The sequence below is a fragment of the Ruegeria sp. J8 genome (assembly GCF_056531925.1).
Window position 1 is genome coordinate 149,766 of sequence record NZ_JBQFMR010000002.1, and the last position, 21,240, is coordinate 171,005.

Below are 21,240 nucleotides of genomic sequence, written 5' to 3' on the forward strand. Positions count from 1 at the left end.
GGCTTAAACCGGTTGCTCCGGTTTTGACCGCGCTTGTCCTTGCTTTCGTCGCTCCGCAAACGCAGGCCCAAAGCCTGTTCTCGCCTGCAATCAAGGTCAATCAGGATATCGTCACCTGGTACGAACTGGATCAACGCCAGCAATTCCTGACCGTTCTGGGCGCGCCGGGCGCATCAGACGAAGAAGTCCGCCAGGCCCTAATTGATGACCGTCTACGCCGACAGGTCATGCGTCAGGCCGGAATCTCGGCCAACCCCGAGGCCGTTCAACTGGGCATTGACGAGTTCGCAGCACGCGGCCAGCTTTCCAGCGATGAATTCCTGCAACTCCTTGCTGATGCCGGGGTATCACGTGAAACCGTACGTGATTTTATCGCCGACCAACTCTCGTGGCGTGATTTCATCAGCGCCCGGTTTATCTCGCAAGCGCGCCCGACCGAGGATGAGATTAACCGTGCCCTGGGCCAATCGGGCAGCGGCGGCCTTCAGGTTTTGCTCTCCGAAATCATCATCCCCGTGACACCGCAGACTCTGCCGCAAGTGCAATTGTTGGCCGACGAAATCGCTCTGGTTGAAGGGTTCGATGCCTTTTCAGCGGCGGCAACGCAATATTCGGCCGCCGGCACCCGCACCAATGGCGGTCAATTGGACTGGTTGAACCTGACCGAGCTTCCGCCCGCTTTGCAGCCGGTTATTCTTGGGTTGAAGACCGGTGACATCACCCAACCCATATCCCTGTCCAACGCCGTCGCACTGTTTCAGATGCGGGGCATCCGGGAAAGCGCAACAGCCGCGCCACAGTACTCCAAGGTCGATTACGCAATCTACAATCTGCCAGGCGGACGCAGCCCGGCAACCCTCGCGCGCGCAGCCGAATTGCGTGAAGAGGTCGATACCTGCGACGATCTCTACGGTATCGCACAGGATCAGCCCCCAGAAGTTCTGGAACGGATTGAGGCCGCACCAGCCGAGATTCCGCGCGATATAGCGCTGGAACTGGCCAAGCTGGACCTCAACGAGGTATCCACCACCCTGACCAGCAACAATGGTCAGACACTGCGCTTCCTGATGCTGTGCACGCGCACATTGGACCGTGGAGAAGAAACATCGCGGGCAGACGTCGCCAACGCCCTGACGCAGCAGCGCCTGCAAGCCTTTTCCGAAAGCCTTCTGGAGCAGCTGCGCGCCGACGCCACGATCGTCGAGCAATGACAGCCCCTATCGCGCTAAGCTGCGGTGATCCGGCCGGTATCGGCCCGGAAATCGCAGCAAAAGCTTGGGCCGAGCTGCGCGACACCTGCCCGTTCTTCTTCATCGGAGACGCAGCGCATTTGCCGGGCGGGACCCCGACCGCAAAAATTTCGGATCCGGCCGAGGCAATGAAACTTAGCACCACGGCCCTGCCCGTCCTACAGCTCGACTTTCCCGAATCCGCTCTTCCCGGCCGCCCTGCCTCCGCCAACGCGCCAGGTGTCATTGATGCAATCGAGTTTGGCGTATCCCTGGTCCAATCCGGTGCGGCCTCCGCGCTGTGTACGGCACCGATCCACAAAAAGGCACTGATCGACGGCGCCGGTTTCGCCTATCCCGGCCATACCGAGTTTCTGGCGGCGCTTTCTGGTTGCAAACGGGTGGTGATGATGCTGGCCAGCGACCAGCTTCGTGTGGTGCCCGCAACGATCCACATTCCGCTGTCCCGCGTCCCGGCGGAACTGACCCCTGACCTCCTGCAAGACACGATCGAGATCACCGCGCATGGCCTACGCACCCAATTCGGTATCCCGAACCCTCGCATCGCCATCGCGGGCCTCAACCCTCACGCAGGCGAAGGCGGCAAAATGGGGCATGAGGAACTGGACTGGATCGGCCCCCTGATCGAAAGGCTGCCTACCTATGACTACACGGTCACCGGCCCCCACCCGGCCGACACCATGTTTCACGCCGCCGCCCGCACCCGCTATGACGCAGCTATCGCGATGTATCACGACCAAGCGCTGATCCCGATCAAGACGCTGGACTTCGACCGCGGCGTGAACGTGACACTGGGACTACCCTTCATCCGCACCTCACCCGACCACGGCACCGCCATGGACATCGCCGGGCAAGGCATCGCCAACCCCTCCAGCCTGATCGAGGCCCTGAAGCTCGCTCAACGCATGGCGCAAAGCACTTGACCCTTCACCTGGCTGAAAATATCCCCGCCGGAGGCAAAAAAACTGGCGCACCGCCTCAACCCGCGCCACGGTAACCGGATCATGAGCGCCATCGACACCCTTCCCCCACTGCGCGAAGTCATCGCTGCACACCAGCTTTCGGCCCGCAAATCTCTGGGCCAGAATTTTCTGCTGGATCTGAACCTAACTGCCAAGATCGCCCGTCAGGCCGGTGATCTGACTACATGTGACGTGCTGGAAATCGGCCCCGGTCCCGGCGGCCTGACCCGTGGGCTTCTGTCCGAAGGCGCCCGTAAAGTCGTCGCCGTCGAAAAAGACACCCGCTGCATCGCCGCTCTCAACGAGATCGCAGCCGCCTATCCGGGCCGGCTTGAGATCATTAACGGCGATGCGCTGGAAATCAATCCGCTCGCCCACCTGACGCCCCCCATTCGCATTGCCGCGAACCTGCCCTACAATGTGGGCACCGAATTGCTGGTGCGCTGGCTGACCCCGCCAGAATGGCCCCCGTTCTGGCAAAGCCTGACCCTAATGTTCCAACGCGAAGTGGCCGAGCGGATCGTCGCCCAACCCGGCAGCAAAGCATATGGCCGCCTTGCCATCCTTGCGCAATGGCGGGCCGAGGCAAGGATCGCCATGTCCCTGCCGCCGGGTGCCTTTACGCCACCCCCAAAAGTTTCCAGCGCGGTGGTCCACCTGACCGCCCTGCCCGAGCCTCGTTTTCCGGCAGATGCAGCCACCCTGTCCCGCGTTGTCGCGGCAGCCTTCAACCAGCGGCGCAAAATGCTGCGCGCCTCGTTGAAAGGTGTCGCCCACGATATCGAAGACAGGCTGCGCGCTGTTGGCATAGAACCCACCGAAAGGGCCGAACAGGTCCCGTTGGAAGCCTTCTGCGCTCTGGCTCGTGCAGTGAAGCAGCCCTAAGAAACAAAAAAACCTCGGGTCGAAACCCGAGGCCTAACTTTGCTATTCAAACCGATTACTCAGCCGCCTCCGGGGCGTCTCCCTTGTCGGCAGCGGGTTCTTCCGCAGCGGGCGCGGCCTTGGGCTTGCGCGCACGTGGCTTGCGTGCCGGTTTTTCTTTCTTCTCAGGTGCGGCGTCGCCGCCTTTGCTTTCGGGTGTCTCCACCAGACCGGATTCAGGTGCCGCATCTTCGGGCGCGAACCCCATCACATCAGGCTGCGGAGCCTCTGCCGGGTCGGCTTGACGGGCGGCTTCACGTTCCTGACGCTCGGCGCGCTCGCGGTCACGTTCGGCCTGGCGTTCGCGGTTCTGACGCTCTTGCTCTTCGCGGCGGGCTTCCATCTCGCGTTGGGCTTCGCTCAGCAGGCGCAGGTAATGCTCGGCATGTTGCTGGAAATTCTCGGCGGCCACACGGTCATTGGACAGCTGCGCATCGCGGGCAAGCTGGTTGTACTTGTCAATGATCTGCTGGGGCGTGCCTCGCACTTTGCCTTCCGGCCCCGAGCTGTCAAAGACCCGGTTTACAACGTTGCCGCCAGAAGGACGATTGCGGTTATTCTTGGCCCGCGAGCGGGATTTGGAAGATCTCATCTACTTTCGTCAGCCTTGTCTTACGATGTCGATCACCTCGCGACGTACACTGCTCAAAGGCTTTAGCTGTGACGCGATGTCGACTTTTTGGGCTTGGCGTCAGGGGCGCGCTGTAACGGCGTCAACCTCGCTGACTGTTCCTGAGTAAACATGTCCGGCAGGTTCAGACAAGGGGTTTGTCCCATTTTTCGCTGCTTTTTTACATCAATCGGCAGAAATCGGCCTCAGAACGTGTCGTCATTGCGGCATTCTGGCGAAAACGACGCGGTCACGCCCATCCAGATCAGGAATAACGCGCGTCTCAGACAAACCTGCCGCATCAAAAAGCGCCGCCACGGCAGCGCCCTGCGTCGGGCCAATTTCCACCAGCAACCGCCCGTCCGGTAATAGAAAATCAGGCACACCGGCGGCGATGCGTCTATACGCCCCAAGCCCATCCCCTTCGTCGGTCAGAGCCATGCGCGGTTCATGCTCGCGCACTTCCGGGGACAGCGCCTCCATTTCGGACAGCGAAATATACGGGGGATTCGAGACAATAAGATCGAATTCACCCTCAATGTTTCCAAACCAATCGGATTGAAGAACCTCCACCCGGTCTTGTACCTGATGCTGCACGGCATTCGCACTGGTTTGCAGGCAGGCCGATTCACTCAGATCAACGCCAACGCCCGACGCGCTGGTGCGTTCAGCCAGCAAAGTGATCAGAATACAGCCCGAACCTGTGCCCAAGTCCAGAACGTGATCGAACGGCTCGCTCAAGGCGGCTTCGATCAGGGTCTCTGTCTCGGGACGCGGGTCCAGCACATCGCGACTGACCCGGAACCTACGGCCATAGAACTCACGCTCGCCCAGCAGATGCGACACCGGGACACGAATGGCCCGCAGCGCGATCAGTTGATCATAGCGTTCGGCGATTTCCGGAGCCAATTCCTCTGGCGCAATCAGGGTGACACGGCTGGCTTCGATCCGGGCGGCATGGGCAAGCAGAACACGTGCATCGCGCGCCGGATCATCGACGCCCGCCGCGCGCAGCCGAGCCGTCGCGGCAACCATCGCCATAGCCGCTGTCTGCGGCCCGTTCATTGTGCCATCTCGGCCAGCAAACGCGCCTGATCGTCAGCGGTGAGCGCGTCGATGATTTCGTCCAAGTCGCCCTGCATCACCTGATCCAACTTATAAAGCGTCAGGTTGATGCGGTGATCCGTCATGCGGCCCTGCGGGAAGTTATAGGTCCTGATCCGCTCAGAGCGGTCCCCGGACCCCACCTGACTGGCCCGATCGGCTGAGCGTTCACTGTCGATCCGCTGGCGCTCCAAGTCATAGAGGCGCGTTTTCAGCACCTGCATAGCAATCTCGCGGTTGCGGTGTTGGGATTTCTCGGAACTGGTCACAACCAGCCCGGTCGGAAGGTGGGTAATGCGCACCGCCGAGTCGGTAGTGTTCACATGCTGTCCCCCCGCGCCCGAGCTGCGCATGGTGTCGATACGGATGTCATTGGCGTCGACCTGAATGTCCACATCCTCAGCCTCGGGCAAAACGGCCACGGTGGCTGCCGAGGTATGAATCCGCCCCCCGCTTTCGGTTTCGGGCACGCGCTGCACCCGGTGTACGCCGGATTCGTACTTCATCCGGGCAAAGACGTTCTCGCCCTTGATATGGGCCACCACCTCTTTGATGCCACCCAGATCGGAGGCCTGTTCTTCGATGATCTCAAACCGCCAGCCGCGCGCCTCGGCGTAACGCTGATACATGCGCAACAGATCGCCTGCGAACAATGCGGCCTCGTCCCCACCCGTGCCCGGTCGGATTTCCAGCATCGCTGGGCGTACGTCGGCCTCGTCTCGGGGCAACAGCGCCAATTGCAGCGCATGTTCTGCTTGCGGGATACGGGCCTGAAGATCAGGAATTTCCTCTTCGGCCAGTTCCTTCATGTCGGGGTCGGCCAGCATTGCCTCTGCCTCGGCCAAATCGGCCCGCAGCTGCCGCCAGGCCATGATCTGATCAACCACGGGCTTGAGATCCGAATACTCCTTGGCCAAGGCCGCAATATCTCCACCCGAGGCACCATCGGACATGGCCGCTTCGAGGTATTGGAATCGCTGGGTTATCTGCTCAAGGCGTTCTTCGGGGATCATCTGGGCGGTGTCCCCTAATATGCCGCTTTGGTCAAGGGCCGAGCTTGTGCTAAGATAGCCGACATGAAGGGGTTGGTTTTCGTTTTATCGCTGTTTGCGGTGCCTGCCATGGCGGATTACGTCGGGCCGGACGGCAAGGTGCGCGACTGCTATTGCACAGACAAATCAGGTGCACGCGTGGATTTGGGTGAGATGATCTGCTTGCAGGTCGATGGCCGCATGTTCATGGCACAGTGTCAGATGTCGCTGAACGTGCCAATGTGGCGCGAGGTGTCCGAGGGGTGTTTGTCCTCAGGGTTGGAGCGCAGCAAGCCACTCATCAACTCGGTCTCGGTTTACCCCAAAATCTGATCGCCCAAAGCGCAGGCGTGCATGGATGCGTAGGGTATCGCCGTCTTGCTGGACCGTGGTGTAGTCGGGAAAGCCGATCACTTTGCTGCGGGTAATGTAGGTGATCATCCCCTCATCCACCGACCCGGCCAGCACGGTAGTGCGCGGCGTGGCCTGCGCGATATCGTCCAGTCGGGCAAGACCTTCCGGCCCGGTTTCAACGATGCGAATGACGCCGCCTTGCATATCCGTATCCGCCATTGCAGTCAGCGGTATATGCCATTGGGCAGAGTCAGAGGGTGCGAGACGGATATAAACCCCCAGAGCCACAACAGCCCCGACTAGCACCCAAACGACCATCTTCTTCATCCTGAACCTCGTGTTTCCGCAAAACCTATTTGGTTCTTAGCGCCCGACAAGGCACCAAGCGCCCCTTTACCGTTACGTCACGCTAGGCAGGATGCATAGCAGTTCGAAAAGCAGGTTTGCCGCCGTCAGCGCCGTCGTCCCCGCAGGGTCATAGGGCGGAGACACCTCAACCAGATCGCAGCCCACCACGTTCACCCCACTCAAAGTTTGAAGCAATTGCAGAGCTTGCGGCGTGGTCAATCCGGCGATCTCAGGCGTACCGGTGCCGGGCGCAAAGGCCGGATCAAGGCTGTCGATATCATAGGTGATATAGGTCGGATGCTCTCCGATCTCATTGCGAATTTGTGCGCCGATTACCGTCAGGTTCTGCTGCCACAACTCCCACGCGGGGAATTGCTTGAAACCCCAGCCCTTGGCCTGGGTGAAATCTGACGCCGCTTAGCCCGAGCCGCGAATGCCGATCTGAAAGGTCTTGTCGGGGACGATCAGGCCCTCTTCATAGGCGCGGCGGAAGACGGTGCCATGGGTTTCACGCTCGCCAAACATCTCGTCATTCACGTCGGCGTGCGCATCCACATGCACCAGCGCCACAGGCCCGTGCTTGGCCGCGATCGCCCGCAGGATTGGCAGGGTGATCGAATGATCGCCGCCCATCGCAACTGGCGTCACCCCCTGCGCCAGAATGGCGTCATAGCTTTCCTTGATGATCTTCAGGCTTTCTGCCAGTGAAAACGTGTTGATCGCAAGATCGCCAATATCGGCGATTTGAAGGCTGTCAAAGGGCGCGGCAAAACTGGCCATGTTATAGGGCCGTATCATCGCACTTTCGGCGCGGATCTGTTTTGGCCCGAACCGCGTGCCCGACCGCCACGAGGTGCCGATATCCATCGGAATGCCCAGCACGGCCACATCCAGCCCCGCCAGAGACTCCGCCTGCGGCAGGCGCATGAACGTGTTCGGCCCCGAAAACCGCGCCAGATCATTGCCACTGAGGGGTTGGTTAAACTGTGTCATGCCCGTATCTCTCCCGTCCGACCTTTTGGCTAAGGTGATACCGGAAAGATGGCTAACCAATGGTTAAGGCTGCAGTTTGTTCCATCCCAAAAGACAAATAATCTGCGTCGCCACATGGGCACCGGCGATCGCCGTCGCGCCCGAGGTATCAAAAGGCGGAGAGACCTCGACTACATCGCCGCCCTTGATGTTGATCCCGGCAATGTCACGCAAGATGATCTGCGCCTGAATAGAACTCAGACCACCCCAGACTGGTGTACCGGTGCCGGGGGCAAAAGCGGGATCCAATCCGTCGATGTCGAAGCTCAAGTAAACTGGGCTATCGCCCATGATCTCTTTGATCTTTTGCGCCACGGCAGCGGGGCCGGATTCGTAGACCTCACGCGCGTCGATGATGTTGACGCCTAGCGTGTCCTCGTTGGTGGTGCGGATACCCACCTGAACGGATCGCTTGGGGTCCACGATCCCCGACTTTACCGCCTTGTAAAACATCGTCCCGTGATCCACGCGGGTCATATCGTCATCGGCCCATGTGTCCGTATGCGCATCGAATTGCAGCAGCGACATGGGCCCGTATTTCTCGGCATAGGCTTTCAGGATCGGGAAACTGATATAGTGATCCCCGCCCAAAGTGACCGAGGCCACATCGGCGGCAAGAATGGTGCGGATGTGATCGGTCAGCGTGTCGGGAAAGGCTGGGATATTGGCATAGTCATAGGCCATGTCGCCATAGTCTACGATGGCCAACTCGCTGAGTGCATCAAAGGGCCAGCCATAGGGCGCGTCGGGCGATTGCAGCGCGCTGGCCTCGCGGATTGCGCGCGGGCCCAGCCTGGTGCCGGGGCGGTTCGTCACCGCCTGATCGAACGGAACGCCGGTCACGGCGATGTCCACCCCTTTCAGGTCCTTGGTGTATAGCCGCCGCAGAAACGACGTCGCTCCACCAAAGGTATTCTCGAACGACAGCCCCTTGAGGTCGGGGTTGGTGAATGCCTCATCCACCTGAGTTTTTGCGTCTTCCAGTCCCATGTCTTTCCCTTATCAGCCCAGTGGCTGTGCCTTTTCGACGATCCGCGCAAAGAAGGATGCCCCGATGGGCGCGATCTCATCGTTGAAGTTGTATTTCGGATGGTGCAGCCCGGCGCCATCACCCTGCCCCACAAACAGATAGGCACCGGGGCGCGATTGTAGCATGAATGAGAAATCCTCGGCCCCCATCATCGGCGGAACCTCGGTCAGCACGCGCTCATCCCCCGAGATATCGCGCGCCACATCGGCGGCGAATTCAGCCTTGGCGGCGTCGTTGATCGTGGCGGGATAATTGACCTCATAATCCAGCCGAGCTTCCACCCCGTAAGACTGCGCCTGACCCTGCACGATCTGCGCCATTCGATCCATCACCATCTTCTGTACACTCGGATCAAAGGTGCGCACGGTACCGTTGATATAGGCAGTATCAGGGATCACGTTGTTCACCGAACCGGTATGGATCTGAGTGACCGAGACCACCAGATCGTCCAGCGCATAGTTGTTGCGACTGACAATGGTCTGAATCGCCTGCGCAATCCCGCAGGCTGCCATCACAGGATCGCGGGTTTCATGCGGCATCGCCCCGTGGCCGCCGACACCTTGAATATGAACTTCAAACGTGTCCACCGCAGCCATGATCGGACCGGTATTGGTCTGAAACATCCCCTCGGGCACGCCCGGCGCATTATGCAGGGCGTAGACCTGAGAGATGTCGAACCGCTCCATGATGCCTTCCTCGACCATGACGCCCGCGCCGCCGCCATCCTCTTCGGCGGGTTGAAAGATCAGGGCCACGCGGCCCGAAAAATTCCGCGTCTCGGCCAGATAGCGCGCCGCGCCCAGCAGCATTGTCGTATGTCCGTCGTGACCGCAGGCGTGCATATTCCCCGGCTTGGTCGAGGCATAGTCCACCCCGGTTTCCTCAGGGATCGGCAGCGCATCCATATCAGCGCGCAGACCGATGGTAGGCCCTTCGCCCTGCCCGTTGATAATGGCGACGATGCCGGTGGTGGCGATCCCCTCGTGAATCTCGTCCACACCGAATTCACGCAGACGCTCGGCCACGAAAGCTGCCGTTTCATGGCATTCGAATTTCAGTTCAGGGATCGTATGCAGGTGCTGCCGCCACGCGGTCATATCGGCGGTATAATCGGCAATTCGGTTGACGACGGGCATCTGGGGTGGACTCCTGTTGCGGTCTGCGGAATGGATGCATCTGACACCGGAACGAAAGGGTTCGCAATGGCCGAAAATCCTCTGATCCACGATAAAGACGCAGGCATCGAACGTCTGCTGGAGATCATGCGCCGCCTGCGCGACCCGCAGACTGGCTGTCCGTGGGACATCGAACAGGATTTCGCCACCATCGCTCCCTACACGATCGAAGAAGCCTATGAGGTCGCTGATGCTATCGAACGCGAGGCTTATGGCGAGCTGAAGGGAGAGTTGGGCGACCTGCTGTTCCAATCGGTCTTTCACGCACAAATGGCTGAAGAAGCTGGGCATTTCACCTTTCAGGACGTGGTCCGCACCATGTCCGACAAGATGGTTGCGCGTCACCCACATGTGTTCGGTGACGAATCCCGCGACAAGTCTGCCGAACAGCAGACGCTGGATTGGGAAACGATCAAGGCAGCGGAACGTGCAGGTAAGGAACAGAAAGGCGCGCTAGACGGTGTGGCCGCGAACCTGCCTGCCCTGCTGCGCGCGCACAAGCTGCAAAAACGCGCCGCGCGCGTGGGGTTCGACTGGCCCGACGCTAGCCATGTGTTGGCCAAGATCACCGAAGAGGCCGCCGAACTGGAAGAGGCCCGCGACAGCATGGATGCCGACGCGCTCGAAGATGAATTCGGCGATCTGCTGTTCGTGATCGTCAATCTGGGCCGTCATCTGGGAATCGAGCCTGAGGCCGCTCTGCGCCGCACCAACGCCAAGTTCACCCGCCGCTTTGAACAGGTCGAATCCCGCCTGGCCGAACGCGGTAAAACACCCAGCCAAAGCGATCTGGCCGAGATGGATGCCCTGTGGGACGAGGTGAAAACCGAGGAGCATCGCGCCAATGGCAAACTCCCGCCGGTGGATGTCGCCACGGGGGTCTGAAACCGCTGGACAAGTGCTTTGACACTTGCGAGTGTCCGCCCTTCACCACCCCCGGAGACACCCATGCCGCGCAAAATCATTATCGACACCGACCCCGGTCAGGACGACGCCGTTGCCATCCTGTTGGCGCTGGCCAGCCCGGATGAAATCGACTTGCTGGGCGTAACAGCCGTCGCCGGGAACGTGCCGCTGGAGCTAACCGCCAAGAACGCGCGCATCGTCTGCGAACTGGCTGGCCACACGGACGTGCCGGTTTATGCAGGCTGTGATCGGCCGCTGAACCGCCCTTTGGTCACAGCAGAACATGTGCACGGCAAAACCGGACTGGACGGTCCCGTTCTGCCCGATCCGCAAATGCCGTTGGCCCAAGGGCACGCGGTCGATTTCATCATCGACACCCTGCGCGCGCATGAGCCGGGCACGGTGACTCTATGCCCACTGGGGCCGCTCACCAATATTGCGACGGCTTTCACCAAGGCCCCCGATATCGTTGACCGGGTACAGGAAATCGTGCTGATGGGTGGGGCGTACTTTGAGGTCGGCAACATCACTCCGGCGGCGGAATTCAATATCTATGTCGACCCTGAAGCAGCTGATATCGTGTTCAAATCCGGCGCGCACATCGTCGTCATGCCACTGGACGTGACCCATGACGCGCTGGTCACGCCACACCGCAACGACGCCTTCCGCGCGCTGGACAGCAAGGTCGGACACGCAGTGGCCGAGATGACTGATTTCTTCGAACGGTTCGACAAGGAAAAATACGGATCGGAGGGCGCACCCCTGCACGATCCCTGCGTCACCGCCTATCTGATCCGGCCTGAGCTGTTCTCGGGCCGTCACATCAATGTCGAGATCGAGACCCAGTCCGAGCTGACACTGGGCATGACCGTTGCCGATTGGTGGCGCGTCACAGATCGCCCGGCAAACGCCATGTTCATGGGCAGCGTCGATGCACAAGGGTTCTTCGATCTGCTAACCGAACGGCTGGCTCGACTATGAGTGCTGCACTTAAACTCGCCCGGCCTGAGGATCTGGGCCGTCTGATGACCCTTGTCGCCGCCTTTCACGCCGAAGCGGGCATCGATCAGGACGCTGATCACCGGCGCAACGCGCTGGCACCGCTGCTGGACGGTATTCCCCATGGCTGCGTATATTTGATCGGTCCGGCGCGTGCACCGCTTGGATACGCGGTTTTGACCTTTGGGTGGTCTGTCGAGTTCGGCGGAATGGACGCCTTTATCGACGAGATTTACATCCGCCCCGCCGTGCGGGGTCGCGGCATCGCCACCGAGGTGCTGCTGGACCTGCCCAAAGCCCTTGCCAGTGCCGGGCTGACCGCCCTGCACCTTGAGGTCGACCGCACCAATGAAACCGCGCAGAAGCTATATCTGCGCACCGGCTTCAAACCGCGCGATCGCTATGTATTGATGAGCAAGAAGCTCTGATAGCAGTCTTTTGTCAGCCCCCCAGCGACAGCACGTTAGCGCAACTCGCCGCTATACATATAGATGGGCGAATCCATGTCTTTGACGGGGTCGGTTGCCGAAACTGACTGCCCTGAAACCGGGTAAACACCTGGTGCCGAGCAGGCCGCCAGAAAAACAGTACTAATCACTGTTGCCGCAAGAAGGAATTTGGAACCAGTCATGGTATTCTCCTTTCGAGTAGTGACCTCAGGTTAGGGTTTGGCGGGCTCGCCCAAATAGGGAAAAGTTCACACAAAATTGCCTTTATGTTGCCACAATGTTGGCAACTACCTGCAAACGTTGGACAAAAATTTTTCGAAAAATTGAAGATTCTTTACCTAACGTAACCTGCGCACACTTTTCAGGCGACAGCACGAGGTTTTCAACGCGCATAAAGGGTGCGGATCGGACAATCCGCATAACCGATTCCCCACGAGTTCAGGGCGAGAGACGAAAAAGCCCGGCCTTCCAGCGAAGACCGGGCCTATTTGCGTTTTTTGGTACGATCAGCGTTTGAGGATCGAAGCCCCCGCATATTCTGCGACCTCACCTAGCGATTCCTCAATGCGGATCAGCTGGTTGTATTTGGCTAGCCGGTCCGACCGCGCGAGGCTGCCGGTTTTGATCTGACCGCAATTGGTCGCAACCGCCAGATCTGCAATGGTGGCGTCCTCGGTCTCGCCCGAACGGTGCGACATCACGTTGGTGTACCGCGCGCGGTGGGCCATATCGACAGCGCGCAGCGTCTCGGTCAGCGAACCGATCTGGTTCACTTTGACCAGCATCGAGTTCGCACAGCCGCGATCGATGCCTTCGGCCAGACGTTCAGGGTTGGTCACGAACAGGTCGTCACCCACCAATTGCACCTCGTTGCCGATGGCGTCGGTCAGAGCTTTCCAGCCGTCCCAGTCATCTTCGGACATGCCGTCTTCGATCGAGATGATCGGATAGTCATTGACCAGCGCTGCCAGATAGGCCGCGTTTTCCTCGGACGTCAGTGTTGTGCCCTCGCCCGCCAGCACGTATTTGCCGTCTTTGTAGTATTCGGTCGCGGCGCAATCCAACGCCAGGTGGATTTCTTCACCCGGTTTGTAGCCAGCCTTTTCGATGGATTTCAGGATGAAATCCAGCGCCTCGCGCGTGCTAGCAATGTTGGGGGCAAAGCCGCCCTCATCACCGACGCCAGTGGCCAGACCGGCCGAGGACAGCTCTTTTTTCAGTGTGTGGAACACTTCGGACCCCATGCGCACCGCCTCGCGGATATTCGCGGCCGAGGTCGGCATGATCATGAATTCCTGAATGTCGATAGGGTTGTCGGCATGTTCGCCGCCATTGATGATGTTCATCATCGGCACTGGCAGAACGCGGGCCGAGGTGCCGCCTACATAGCGGTACAAAGGCTGAGTGGTAAAATCCGCAGCCGCCTTGGCCGTCGCTAGCGAAACACCCAGAATAGCGTTTGCGCCCAGACGACCTTTATTCTCGGTCCCGTCCAATTCGATCATCGCCTGGTCGATGGCGACCTGTTCAGTCGCGTCAAAACCCACAAGCTCCTCGGCAATCTCGCCGTTCACGGCAGCGACCGCTTCCAGCACGCCCTTACCCATGTAGCGCGCCTTGTCACCGTCACGCTTTTCCACCGCTTCATAGGCGCCGGTAGACGCGCCCGAGGGCACAGCCGCGCGGCCCATGGTGCCATCTTCCAGGATCACGTCCACCTCGACCGTCGGGTTGCCCCGGCTGTCCAGAATTTCGCGTGCGTGGATGTCGATAATCGTGCTCATGAGGCCCGTCCCTGTGGCTGCAATCCGTTGCACGCCTCATACCATCACCGGGCAAAAAGTAAACCATTCATGTTATCGCTAACACATTGCACAGCAGGTATTTGCGCAAACCTGCGACGATCCGTCAAGCCGCAGCCACCATGACCCGCGCCAAACGACGTTCCCGCAGGAAAGTGTAAAGACCCGATCCCAGGATCAGCGAGGCCCCCGCAATGGTCATCAGGTCCGGGCGTTCGCCAAACATGATCATGCCCGCCGTGATCGAAAACACCAGCCGCGTATAGCGAAACGGGGTCAGCGCCGAGGCATCCCCCACCCTCATCGCCGTGACGATGCCGTAGTAGCCCAAAACACTAAACAGGACGGCCCCAATCAACGGCCCCATCTGCGGACCTGCGATCGGCACCAGCGGTTGCGTCTGTACAACCATCAGCACCAGCCCGCCCAAGATCGCCGCGATATAGGCCTGCATCGCCACCACGGACGAGGCGATATCGGCATCTAGTCGCCGGGTGATCAGATCGCGGGCGGCGATACAGACAACGCTGATCACCACCAACAGGGTCTCGGGCTGGAACCCGGCAAGACCGGGGCGGATGATCATCAAAACGCCCAGAAATCCGACGCAGACCGCGCTCCACCTGCGCCAACCGACCTGCTCGCCCAGAAACAGCGCCGCACCGACAGTTACGGCAAGCGGCAATGCCTGGAACACTGCGGCGACTGTGGACAGATCGACCAAGGCCAGCGCAGTCACGAAGGCAATCGCACCGACCCCTTCACTGCCTGCGCGGATAAGTGGCAAGGGGCGCCACGCAGCCCGATCAAAGATGCGCTTGCGCGTTACGACGGTCATCACCGCAAAGATCAGGCCGCAAATCGCACCCAGCAAAATCATGATCTGACCGGTCGGCACCGAGGCCGACAGGTGCTTGATAAACATATCCTCAAGCGCAAAGGCCGCCATTGCGCCGACGACCAGCAGGATGCCGTTTACGTTGTTCATGATCCGATCCGTCAGAGGAGCGCTGTTCGCCCGATCACAGAACTCGAAAGCTGGTCGGTCAGGCAAGTCCTATCCGCATGGAATACATGAATTCGCGTGCGGTCACCGTTCGAGATTCGTGATGAATCAGTCCTGTTCCAGCGGCACACCATAGAGTTCCAGCCGGTGGCCTTTCAGCTTATAGCCCAGCTTGGCCGCGATCTTTTCCTGCAAAGCCTCGATCTCGGGGTCGACGAATTCAATGACCTGCCCCGATTGCATGTCGATCAGATGGTCGTGATGGTCCCGTTCGGCATCCTCATAGCGCGCGCGGCCATCACCGAATTCCAGACGCTCGAGAATCCCGGCTTCTTCGAACAGCTTCACAGTGCGATAGACCGTCGCGATAGAAATCCCCGCATCGACCTTTGAAGCGCGGGCATACAGTTCTTCTACATCCGGGTGATCCTCGCTTTGTTGCAGCACCTGGGCGATGGTGCGGCGCTGACCTGTCATGCGCAGGCCCTTGGCCTCGCAACGGGCGATGATCGTGTCGGACATGAGTGACCCTCGGGGTGTATTCGGTTCTCTGTCTTAATACGTCTGCGCACTCTGCGCCACAGGGGAATTGTATCTTAGGCAACGCGCCGCAGGTCGGCCCAGATCGGCAAATGGTCCGAGGCAATATGCGCAGGTCGCGCATCGTGAACGCCGTGCACCACTGCCTCAAGCCCTGCGCCCAGCGCGATGCGATCCAGCGCGCCCAAAGGCTGCGCTGCGGGAAAGCTGGGAACCGGAGGAAGAAACCGCATGTCAGGCGCCAGATGGTCCAGCACCGGCTGACGTGACCATTCGTTGAAATCCCCGGCCCAGACTGTAGGCATCTGCGCCAGGTCAACGTCACAGCGGCGGATATGGGTGATCTGCTGACGGCGCGATGCGGGCAGTAGGCCCAGATGCATTCCCATCACACGCAGCGGCCCGATGGGAGTGTCGAATTCAACCCGCACCGCCCCCCGAGGCTCCAGCCCCGGAAGGTCGTGATGTCCGGTCTGTCGCACTTGGATCGTGTCACCCTTCCAGATCACCGCATTTCCATGCCAACCCAGACTGCCTGCCCCGCCCAGATCGACAATCTGCCATCCGGCCTCGTCCAGCATGAAATGCGGCAGGGCTGCGGGGCGCGGTGGCAGGCGTTTGTCGGCCTCCTGCAACACCACGATATCGGCCTTCATATTGTCGATGACCTGCATGATGCGCTGCGGTTGGCGGCGGAAATCAAGCCCAACGCATTTTTGGATGTTGTAGCTGGCAATGCGAAGTGTTGGCGTGGATGTCATAGCGCTCGGGTCAAATATCTGCCCGCAACAGTGCCACGCCCTGCGCCCAGCGCAACATTAAATTTCCGCGCGTGTTGTAAGGATCGGATGTGCAAGAGGGTTTTCGCCTTGTATACCCTTTGGCATAACAGTCCAAACACCGCCAGCCCAAACCGAGGACTCCACGTGAGCACCACCTTCGCGACCCTGGTCATTGCTGATATTTCCGGCAGCACGCCTTTGTACAAGGCTGTAGGCGATGCCGAGGCACAAAGGCTGATCCAGTTGGAACTGGATCGCCTTCGGCGCGTCCTGTTTGAGCATGGTGGGGTGCAGGTCGGTCAGAAGGGGGACGATGTTCTTAGCTATTTTCAGGATGCGAATGCGGCAATCAACGCCGTTCTGACCCTGATCGAAGGATCGCCCGAAACCTCGCTGTCGGTCCATGTCGGCGTTCACTGTGGGCCGATCGTCATTGCGGAAAAGGGTGTCTATGGCGAGGCCGTGAACGTAACCGCCCGTCTTGCCTCTGTGGCCAATCCCGGCGAGGCCTGCGTCAGTGACGAGGCCGCCGCATTGCTGCACAACGGCGCGCGCCAGATGCTGACCCCGCTGGGTCAGCTCAACCTCAAGGGTTTGACCGAACAATTCGCGGCGCATTCGCTGATCAGCCCTACGGCAAATTCCTTCACCCAAACCCGCCTGCCCCAATCCTATGGCCGCACCGAAGACAATCTTGCCGCACCCGAGCATCTGACGCTGGTCCTGCGACACGAGGGCCAAAGCTGGAGCTGCCCCGACAATGGCGAGCTGACGGTTGGTCGATCGCCGGGATGCGACGTGGTGCTCAGCCAGCCTTGGGTGTCCCGTCTGCATATGGTGATCACCATGAAAGACGGCAGGCTGATCCTGTCGGATCGCAGCACATCAGGCACCTATGTCAAATCCGAAGGCGGGCGGGAAATCCAGCTTAAGCGTGAAACTGTCATGCTGGCTGATAGCGGCCTGATCTCTCCCACATTGCCCCTCGAACATTCCGAGGCCTGTTTAGAATTCGAGATCCTAGGCCGTCGTCAGGTGCCGCAAAACGTGGCGTGAACCACTTCACCTTCCGAAGGCAGGTGCGTCAGGTCGATCGCTTCAGGCTGGTCCTCATAAGGGCGCGACAGCACGTCATTCAAACGGTGGAACGGGGCATAATCGCCCCGTAAAGCGGCTTGTATCATCTGCTCGACACGGTGATTGCGCGGGATGAAAACCGGGTTCGCCGACATCATGGTGGCACGTGGATCGTTTTCCCGCTGCAGCCGCGCCTTCCAAGCATCGGCCCATTGATCAAAGGCCTGCGGGTCTGTGAACTGATCGCGCGCAGTATCACCGCCCAGCGCGCGGAAGGTATTTGTAAAGTCAGCCTGGTTCTGCGCCATTCGCGCCAAAAGGTCCGAAACCAGTTGCCGATCTCCGTCCTCCTCGGTCACAAGCCCGATCTTGGCCCGAAACCGCGTCAGCCAGTGCTGTTCCAGCAAATCGGGCATGGCGTGAACGATCTCGGTCGCTTCTTCCACAGCGGCCTCTTTGTCGTCCATCTGCTGGATCAGGGCCGTCGCCAGTTGCGCCAAATTCCACACCGCGATGCCCGGTTGGTTCGAATAGGCATAGCGTCCCATCCGGTCGATCGAGCTGTAGACCGTGTTCGGATGATAGCTGTCCATGAAGGCGCAGGGGCCGTAGTCGATGGTCTCGCCGGCGATCGAGCAATTGTCGGTATTCATTACACCATGGATGAAACCCACGCTCATCCACCCGGCAATCAGTTCAGATTGCGCCTGCGCCACGGCGCGCAACAGACCCATAGGACCCGCAGCCTGCGGAAAGTGGCGTTCGATGGCATATTCAGTCAGGCGGCGCAGGCTGTCCAACTGCCCCCGCGCGGCAAAGACCTGAAACGTACCCACGCGCAGATGGCTACGTGCGACGCGGGTCAGAACCGCGCCCGGCATGGGTTCTTCGCGGAAAACAACCTCGCCCGTCTCGACAGCAGCCAAAGCCCGCGTCGTGGGGATGCCCAGCGCGTGCATCGCCTCGGACACCACGTATTCGCGCAACACAGGCCCCGACCAAGCGCGCCCGTCCCCCTGACGGCTAAAGGGCGTGGGGCCAGACCCTTTCAACTGAATATCCCGGCGCAGACCGTCTGTTCCGACGGTCTCACCCAGCAAAACCGCGCGCCCGTCCCCCAACTGGGGATTGTAGTTGCCGAATTGATGCCCTGAATAAAGCTGCGCGATGGGTTCGGCCCCCTCGGGGAGCGTATTGCCGGCAAAAGCCTCGGCCATGTCCTGCACCTCACCCGGTGTGATCCGCAGGACCTTCGCCAGATCGGTGTTAAAGGCGATCAATTGCGGCGCGCGCACAGGCACTGGGGCCTGCCGGGCGTAGAAGCTGTTGGGAAGGCGGGCGTAGCTGTTGTCAAACGGGATCGTCAGGGTCATGTGCCAAAGATATTCCTCATCCACGCGAATACCATAGTGGATCACGCAATCCCGTGCATAATCGCTCCAAACACCCCGAGGGCCCCATGACCGCACAAGAGATTATCGACCACCTGAACCTGCAACAGCACCCCGAAGGGGGATGGTTCCGCGAGACATGGCGCGCCGACAACGCAGGCCGCGCCAGCGGTACCTGCATCTACTTCCTTCTGGCCGAAGGAGAGAGCAGCCACTGGCACCGAGTCGATGCGACCGAGATCTGGCTGTACCACGCCGGTGATCCACTGATCCTGTCGCTCAGCGCCTCGGATGCGGGGCCTGCCACAGATCATATGCTGTCCCCCGACCTGACCAAAGGCGCGCCGCAACTCATCGTCCCCAAGGGTCATTGGCAGGCCGCACGCAGTACCGGAGCCTATACGCTGGTCAGCTGCACGGTTTCTCCGGGGTTCGAGTTCAATGGCTTTGAACTGGCCGCACCGGGTTTCGATATACCAAAGGGTTAGGCCATGGATCACCGCGCCCTCATCACGTCCATTCCAGCCGAGGCCAAAGACAAACTGCAAGAGCGGTCCGACAAAGCCGGGCTGCGGCATCTGGCGCTCTATGTGCTGGCATTGACTGCCACCAGTATTGGTATCATCGCTCAGGTGCCATTCTGGCCTTTGCTGATCCTGCCTCAGGGTATCATGTTGGTGTTCCTCTTTACCCTCAGCCATGAATGCACGCACAAGACGCCGTTCAAATCCCCTTGGCTGAACGAGGCCATTGGCCATCTGGTGGCGATTCCGATTGCCCTGCCCTTTGTCTGGTTTCGGTATTTTCACCTGGCCCATCACAAATGGACCAACCACCCCGAGAATGATCCCGAACTGGGCGGCAAACCCAAGCCCGACAATTGGTCCAGCCTGCTGATTTACCTCAGCGGCTGGCCCTATTGGCGCGGCATGGCGCAGGTTCTGGTGCAAAATGCCCGTGGCCGGATCAACGCGCCCTATCTACCGGCGCGTCAGCACAAAGCCATGCGGCTGGAGGCGCGGGTGCTACTGGGCCTCTACGCCCTAGCGCTTGTCAGCCTGTTTATGTCACCCGTGCTGTGGTGGCTGTGGCTGCTGCCCGTTCTGGTCGGCCAGCCCTTTCTGAGGCTGTACCTTCTGGCCGAACACGGGCTCTGTCCGCCGGTCGCGAATATGCTCGAGAATTCCCGAACCACTTTCACCAACCGCCTGATCCGCTTTCTGGCCTGGAACATGCCCTACCACGCCGAGCACCACGCCTTTCCGAATGTCCCCTTCCATCAGCTACCCGCGCTGCACAGATGGACCCGAGCGCATTTGAGATCGACATCAGACGGGTATTCTGACTTTACAAGCGCGTACATCCGCAAAGTAAGGAACTAACAACACCGGCGGTTGCTCTGGATGGCTAGCAACCAGACGTCATCAAGCAGCTTATGACCAGAATATTATGCCAGTGCGATTTCGTTTTCGATGCCAGCCGCACCTTCCGCAAGGACATAACCAAGATCCTCTAGGGACGCGACTGACCAATCTGACAAATAGTTGGTGGCATCATACGAGCCATCATCTGCCACATACCCGATATACCCGGTCATCAGCTCATCCTGATACTCTTCTTCGTCCCAGTGTCCTCCGGCTGTGCCCGACCCACCGTCAGTCTCTACAAACAAGAAATCGTCTTCAGTGAAGTAGCCGACATATGCTGAGTTCGCTGCATCACCGGTATAAACGCTGGTCACTATGTCATCAGTCGGCCGTCTGGTGCCATTGTCGTCCACCACAGTCGATACCAGACCGTAGTAATCCCAAAGCGTACCAAGACCCATGACATGCATCATTTCATGCAGAACAATATCATCGAATTGCCCAGCATCATGATACGCCAGAGCGTCCGCTTCATCGAACGTCATTTCTCCCAAAGCTGGCAAACCAGTATCAGAGCGTATTGCGGTCGGACCCGCCTGCCCCAGCACGCCGCCTTCTCCGTCTATGGCATCCAAATCCGCCATGATGACGAGGTCGTCGTAGAGGTTCCCTTCTCCATCGACAGCGTCTTCGATATCGCCATCAACAAGCGAAGCCAAATAGTCTGCGGACGCAATGAACACTGACTTCAGATCTTCAGGCCAGTCACCTACAAACCGGACTTCAATATTGTATTGAAGGCTGTCGTCGATTCCGTCGCCTTGACCGGTGATGTACGTGTCCGTGACAACCTCTGTTTCGGTTTCACCCCCGCCGCCTATGCCTGCTGGTGGCCCTTTGCTGCCCCTGGCTGCCGCTGACTCATTGATCATAAGCAGATCACCGCTCAAAGTTCCAATGGATTGTTTGCTATTTTCGGATTCATGTAGACGCGAAGCTCCCGCGCCTGATGACTTCACGTAGTCAAGAAAATTTCCACTGTTTTCAGATGGCATACCCTTCTCCCTCGAGCCTAGTCGAATACTACCACCCAGTTTATTT

The 21,240-nt window shown here is 59.6% G+C and carries 23 protein-coding genes and 1 pseudogene; 10 read left to right on the forward strand and 14 right to left on the reverse strand.

What is annotated here, in order from left to right; all coding sequences use genetic code 11:
* Positions 1-23: 23 nt before the first annotated feature.
* From ACR0L1_RS04210 to rsmA, 3 genes are all read left to right on the forward strand, one after another.
* Positions 24-1,211 carry a peptidylprolyl isomerase gene (locus ACR0L1_RS04210; protein ID WP_480502493.1) on the forward strand — a complete coding sequence of 396 codons (1,188 nt, stop codon included), beginning with the start codon at positions 24-26 and terminating at the stop codon, positions 1,209-1,211.
* Positions 1,208-2,173, forward strand: a complete 966-nt coding sequence (pdxA, locus tag ACR0L1_RS04215; protein WP_170788716.1) for a 4-hydroxythreonine-4-phosphate dehydrogenase PdxA — start codon at positions 1,208-1,210, stop codon at positions 2,171-2,173. The genes ACR0L1_RS04210 and pdxA overlap by 4 nt, the downstream gene beginning before the upstream one ends.
* Before the next feature lie 81 nt (positions 2,174-2,254).
* On the forward strand, positions 2,255-3,097 hold the full coding sequence (rsmA, locus tag ACR0L1_RS04220) for a 16S rRNA (adenine(1518)-N(6)/adenine(1519)-N(6))-dimethyltransferase RsmA (protein WP_480857327.1): 843 nt from the start codon (positions 2,255-2,257) through the stop codon (positions 3,095-3,097).
* A 55-nt stretch (positions 3,098-3,152) separates the two neighbouring features.
* Here rsmA and ACR0L1_RS04225 read toward each other — a convergent pair whose 3' ends face one another.
* The 3 genes from ACR0L1_RS04225 to prfA all read right to left on the reverse strand — a co-directional run bounded on the left by ACR0L1_RS04225 (position 3,153) and on the right by prfA (position 5,863).
* Complete coding sequence (locus tag ACR0L1_RS04225) at positions 3,153-3,728, reverse strand: DUF4167 domain-containing protein (protein WP_170774436.1); 576 nt, start codon at positions 3,726-3,728, stop codon at positions 3,153-3,155.
* A gap of 237 nt (positions 3,729-3,965) precedes the next feature.
* A complete protein-coding gene (gene prmC / locus ACR0L1_RS04230; RefSeq protein ID WP_480857329.1) occupies positions 3,966-4,811 on the reverse strand; it encodes a peptide chain release factor N(5)-glutamine methyltransferase in 846 nt (281 codons plus the stop codon).
* Complete coding sequence (gene prfA, locus ACR0L1_RS04235; protein ID WP_480857331.1) at positions 4,808-5,863, reverse strand: peptide chain release factor 1; 1,056 nt, start codon at positions 5,861-5,863, stop codon at positions 4,808-4,810. Before prfA ends, prmC begins: the two co-directional genes overlap by 4 nt.
* Positions 5,864-5,926: 63 nt before the next feature.
* Here prfA and ACR0L1_RS04240 point away from each other — a divergent pair, with 63 nt between their 5' ends.
* On the forward strand, positions 5,927-6,214 hold the full coding sequence (locus ACR0L1_RS04240; RefSeq protein WP_170774443.1) for a hypothetical protein: 288 nt from the start codon (positions 5,927-5,929) through the stop codon (positions 6,212-6,214).
* On the opposite strand, the gene ACR0L1_RS04245 is transcribed toward ACR0L1_RS04240, so the two are convergent.
* The 4 genes and pseudogenes from ACR0L1_RS04245 to ACR0L1_RS04260 all read right to left on the reverse strand — a co-directional run bounded on the left by ACR0L1_RS04245 (position 6,155) and on the right by ACR0L1_RS04260 (position 9,781).
* On the reverse strand, positions 6,155-6,562 hold the full coding sequence (locus tag ACR0L1_RS04245; protein WP_480857333.1) for a DUF1499 domain-containing protein: 408 nt from the start codon (positions 6,560-6,562) through the stop codon (positions 6,155-6,157). The genes ACR0L1_RS04240 and ACR0L1_RS04245 overlap by 60 nt on opposite strands.
* A gap of 72 nt (positions 6,563-6,634) precedes the next feature.
* Positions 6,635-7,576: pseudogene (speB, locus tag ACR0L1_RS04250) on the reverse strand (agmatinase).
* A 63-nt stretch (positions 7,577-7,639) separates the two neighbouring features.
* On the reverse strand, positions 7,640-8,605 hold the full coding sequence (speB, locus tag ACR0L1_RS04255) for an agmatinase (protein WP_170774449.1): 966 nt from the start codon (positions 8,603-8,605) through the stop codon (positions 7,640-7,642).
* Between the two features lie 12 nt (positions 8,606-8,617).
* Entirely contained in the window at positions 8,618-9,781 is a 1,164-nt protein-coding gene (locus tag ACR0L1_RS04260) for a M20 aminoacylase family protein (RefSeq protein WP_480857335.1), read from the reverse strand.
* A 66-nt stretch (positions 9,782-9,847) separates the two neighbouring features.
* Here ACR0L1_RS04260 and mazG point away from each other — a divergent pair, with 66 nt between their 5' ends.
* The 3 genes from mazG to ACR0L1_RS04275 all read left to right on the forward strand — a co-directional run bounded on the left by mazG (position 9,848) and on the right by ACR0L1_RS04275 (position 12,153).
* Positions 9,848-10,705, forward strand: coding sequence for a nucleoside triphosphate pyrophosphohydrolase (gene mazG, locus ACR0L1_RS04265; protein ID WP_480857337.1), 858 nt, complete (start codon positions 9,848-9,850; stop codon positions 10,703-10,705).
* 63 nt (positions 10,706-10,768) lie between these two features.
* Positions 10,769-11,707, forward strand: a complete 939-nt coding sequence (locus ACR0L1_RS04270; RefSeq protein ID WP_170774454.1) for a nucleoside hydrolase — start codon at positions 10,769-10,771, stop codon at positions 11,705-11,707.
* Positions 11,704-12,153 carry a GNAT family N-acetyltransferase gene (locus ACR0L1_RS04275; protein WP_170788724.1) on the forward strand — a complete coding sequence of 150 codons (450 nt, stop codon included), beginning with the start codon at positions 11,704-11,706 and terminating at the stop codon, positions 12,151-12,153. Before ACR0L1_RS04270 ends, ACR0L1_RS04275 begins: the two co-directional genes overlap by 4 nt.
* 35 nt (positions 12,154-12,188) lie before the next feature.
* On the opposite strand, the gene ACR0L1_RS04280 is transcribed toward ACR0L1_RS04275, so the two are convergent.
* The 5 genes from ACR0L1_RS04280 to ACR0L1_RS04300 all read right to left on the reverse strand — a co-directional run bounded on the left by ACR0L1_RS04280 (position 12,189) and on the right by ACR0L1_RS04300 (position 16,283).
* Positions 12,189-12,356, reverse strand: a complete 168-nt coding sequence (locus tag ACR0L1_RS04280) for a hypothetical protein (protein ID WP_170788725.1) — start codon at positions 12,354-12,356, stop codon at positions 12,189-12,191.
* A gap of 324 nt (positions 12,357-12,680) precedes the next feature.
* On the reverse strand, positions 12,681-13,958 hold the full coding sequence (eno, locus tag ACR0L1_RS04285) for a phosphopyruvate hydratase (RefSeq protein WP_480857340.1): 1,278 nt from the start codon (positions 13,956-13,958) through the stop codon (positions 12,681-12,683).
* Positions 13,959-14,082: 124 nt separating this feature from the next.
* On the reverse strand, positions 14,083-14,964 hold the full coding sequence (locus ACR0L1_RS04290) for a DMT family transporter (RefSeq protein ID WP_480857342.1): 882 nt from the start codon (positions 14,962-14,964) through the stop codon (positions 14,083-14,085).
* 126 nt (positions 14,965-15,090) lie between these two features.
* Complete coding sequence (locus ACR0L1_RS04295; RefSeq protein ID WP_480502502.1) at positions 15,091-15,504, reverse strand: Fur family transcriptional regulator; 414 nt, start codon at positions 15,502-15,504, stop codon at positions 15,091-15,093.
* 74 nt (positions 15,505-15,578) lie between these two features.
* Positions 15,579-16,283, reverse strand: coding sequence for an endonuclease/exonuclease/phosphatase family protein (locus tag ACR0L1_RS04300; protein ID WP_480548240.1), 705 nt, complete (start codon positions 16,281-16,283; stop codon positions 15,579-15,581).
* Positions 16,284-16,448: 165 nt separating this feature from the next.
* Between ACR0L1_RS04300 and ACR0L1_RS04305 the strand changes: the two genes are divergently transcribed.
* Positions 16,449-17,360 carry an FHA domain-containing protein gene (locus ACR0L1_RS04305; protein ID WP_480857345.1) on the forward strand — a complete coding sequence of 304 codons (912 nt, stop codon included), beginning with the start codon at positions 16,449-16,451 and terminating at the stop codon, positions 17,358-17,360.
* Here ACR0L1_RS04305 and ACR0L1_RS04310 read toward each other — a convergent pair.
* The gene (locus tag ACR0L1_RS04310; protein ID WP_480857811.1) at positions 17,336-18,754 is read right to left on the reverse strand and encodes a protein adenylyltransferase SelO; all 1,419 of its coding nucleotides are present in this window, start codon (positions 18,752-18,754) and stop codon (positions 17,336-17,338) included. The genes ACR0L1_RS04305 and ACR0L1_RS04310 overlap by 25 nt on opposite strands.
* 86 nt (positions 18,755-18,840) lie before the next feature.
* Here ACR0L1_RS04310 and ACR0L1_RS04315 point away from each other — a divergent pair, with 86 nt between their 5' ends.
* Positions 18,841-19,260 carry a cupin domain-containing protein gene (locus tag ACR0L1_RS04315; protein WP_480857347.1) on the forward strand — a complete coding sequence of 140 codons (420 nt, stop codon included), beginning with the start codon at positions 18,841-18,843 and terminating at the stop codon, positions 19,258-19,260.
* 3 nt (positions 19,261-19,263) lie between these two features.
* The gene (locus ACR0L1_RS04320) at positions 19,264-20,154 is read left to right on the forward strand and encodes a fatty acid desaturase (RefSeq protein WP_480857349.1); all 891 of its coding nucleotides are present in this window, start codon (positions 19,264-19,266) and stop codon (positions 20,152-20,154) included.
* Between the two features lie 65 nt (positions 20,155-20,219).
* Here ACR0L1_RS04320 and ACR0L1_RS04325 read toward each other — a convergent pair whose 3' ends face one another.
* A complete protein-coding gene (locus ACR0L1_RS04325; protein ID WP_480857351.1) occupies positions 20,220-21,194 on the reverse strand; it encodes a leishmanolysin-related zinc metalloendopeptidase in 975 nt (324 codons plus the stop codon).
* Positions 21,195-21,240 lie beyond the last annotated feature (46 nt).

Bases quoted from the DNA above. Each gene is read 5' to 3' on its own strand.
- speB (WP_170774449.1), bottom strand. From the start codon at position 8,605: ATGGGACTGGAAGACGCAAAAACTCAGGTGGATGAGGCATTCACCAAC.
- pdxA (WP_170788716.1), top strand. From the start codon at position 1,208: ATGACAGCCCCTATCGCGCTAAGCTGCGGTGATCCGGCCGGTATCGGC.
- ACR0L1_RS04300 (WP_480548240.1), bottom strand. From the start codon at position 16,283: ATGACATCCACGCCAACACTTCGCATTGCCAGCTACAACATCCAAAAA.
- prmC (WP_480857329.1), bottom strand. From the start codon at position 4,811: ATGAACGGGCCGCAGACAGCGGCTATGGCGATGGTTGCCGCGACGGCT.
- ACR0L1_RS04290 (WP_480857342.1), bottom strand. From the start codon at position 14,964: ATGAACAACGTAAACGGCATCCTGCTGGTCGTCGGCGCAATGGCGGCC.
- ACR0L1_RS04280 (WP_170788725.1), bottom strand. From the start codon at position 12,356: ATGACTGGTTCCAAATTCCTTCTTGCGGCAACAGTGATTAGTACTGTT.
- ACR0L1_RS04275 (WP_170788724.1), top strand. From the start codon at position 11,704: ATGAGTGCTGCACTTAAACTCGCCCGGCCTGAGGATCTGGGCCGTCTG.
- ACR0L1_RS04240 (WP_170774443.1), top strand. From the start codon at position 5,927: ATGAAGGGGTTGGTTTTCGTTTTATCGCTGTTTGCGGTGCCTGCCATG.
- ACR0L1_RS04225 (WP_170774436.1), bottom strand. From the start codon at position 3,728: ATGAGATCTTCCAAATCCCGCTCGCGGGCCAAGAATAACCGCAATCGT.
- ACR0L1_RS04245 (WP_480857333.1), bottom strand. From the start codon at position 6,562: ATGAAGAAGATGGTCGTTTGGGTGCTAGTCGGGGCTGTTGTGGCTCTG.
- ACR0L1_RS04325 (WP_480857351.1), bottom strand. From the start codon at position 21,194: ATGCCATCTGAAAACAGTGGAAATTTTCTTGACTACGTGAAGTCATCA.
- ACR0L1_RS04260 (WP_480857335.1), bottom strand. From the start codon at position 9,781: ATGCCCGTCGTCAACCGAATTGCCGATTATACCGCCGATATGACCGCG.
- ACR0L1_RS04320 (WP_480857349.1), top strand. From the start codon at position 19,264: ATGGATCACCGCGCCCTCATCACGTCCATTCCAGCCGAGGCCAAAGAC.
- ACR0L1_RS04310 (WP_480857811.1), bottom strand. From the start codon at position 18,754: ATGACCCTGACGATCCCGTTTGACAACAGCTACGCCCGCCTTCCCAAC.
- prfA (WP_480857331.1), bottom strand. From the start codon at position 5,863: ATGATCCCCGAAGAACGCCTTGAGCAGATAACCCAGCGATTCCAATAC.
- rsmA (WP_480857327.1), top strand. From the start codon at position 2,255: ATGAGCGCCATCGACACCCTTCCCCCACTGCGCGAAGTCATCGCTGCA.
- ACR0L1_RS04270 (WP_170774454.1), top strand. From the start codon at position 10,769: ATGCCGCGCAAAATCATTATCGACACCGACCCCGGTCAGGACGACGCC.
- ACR0L1_RS04315 (WP_480857347.1), top strand. From the start codon at position 18,841: ATGACCGCACAAGAGATTATCGACCACCTGAACCTGCAACAGCACCCC.
- ACR0L1_RS04295 (WP_480502502.1), bottom strand. From the start codon at position 15,504: ATGTCCGACACGATCATCGCCCGTTGCGAGGCCAAGGGCCTGCGCATG.
- mazG (WP_480857337.1), top strand. From the start codon at position 9,848: ATGGCCGAAAATCCTCTGATCCACGATAAAGACGCAGGCATCGAACGT.
- eno (WP_480857340.1), bottom strand. From the start codon at position 13,958: ATGAGCACGATTATCGACATCCACGCACGCGAAATTCTGGACAGCCGG.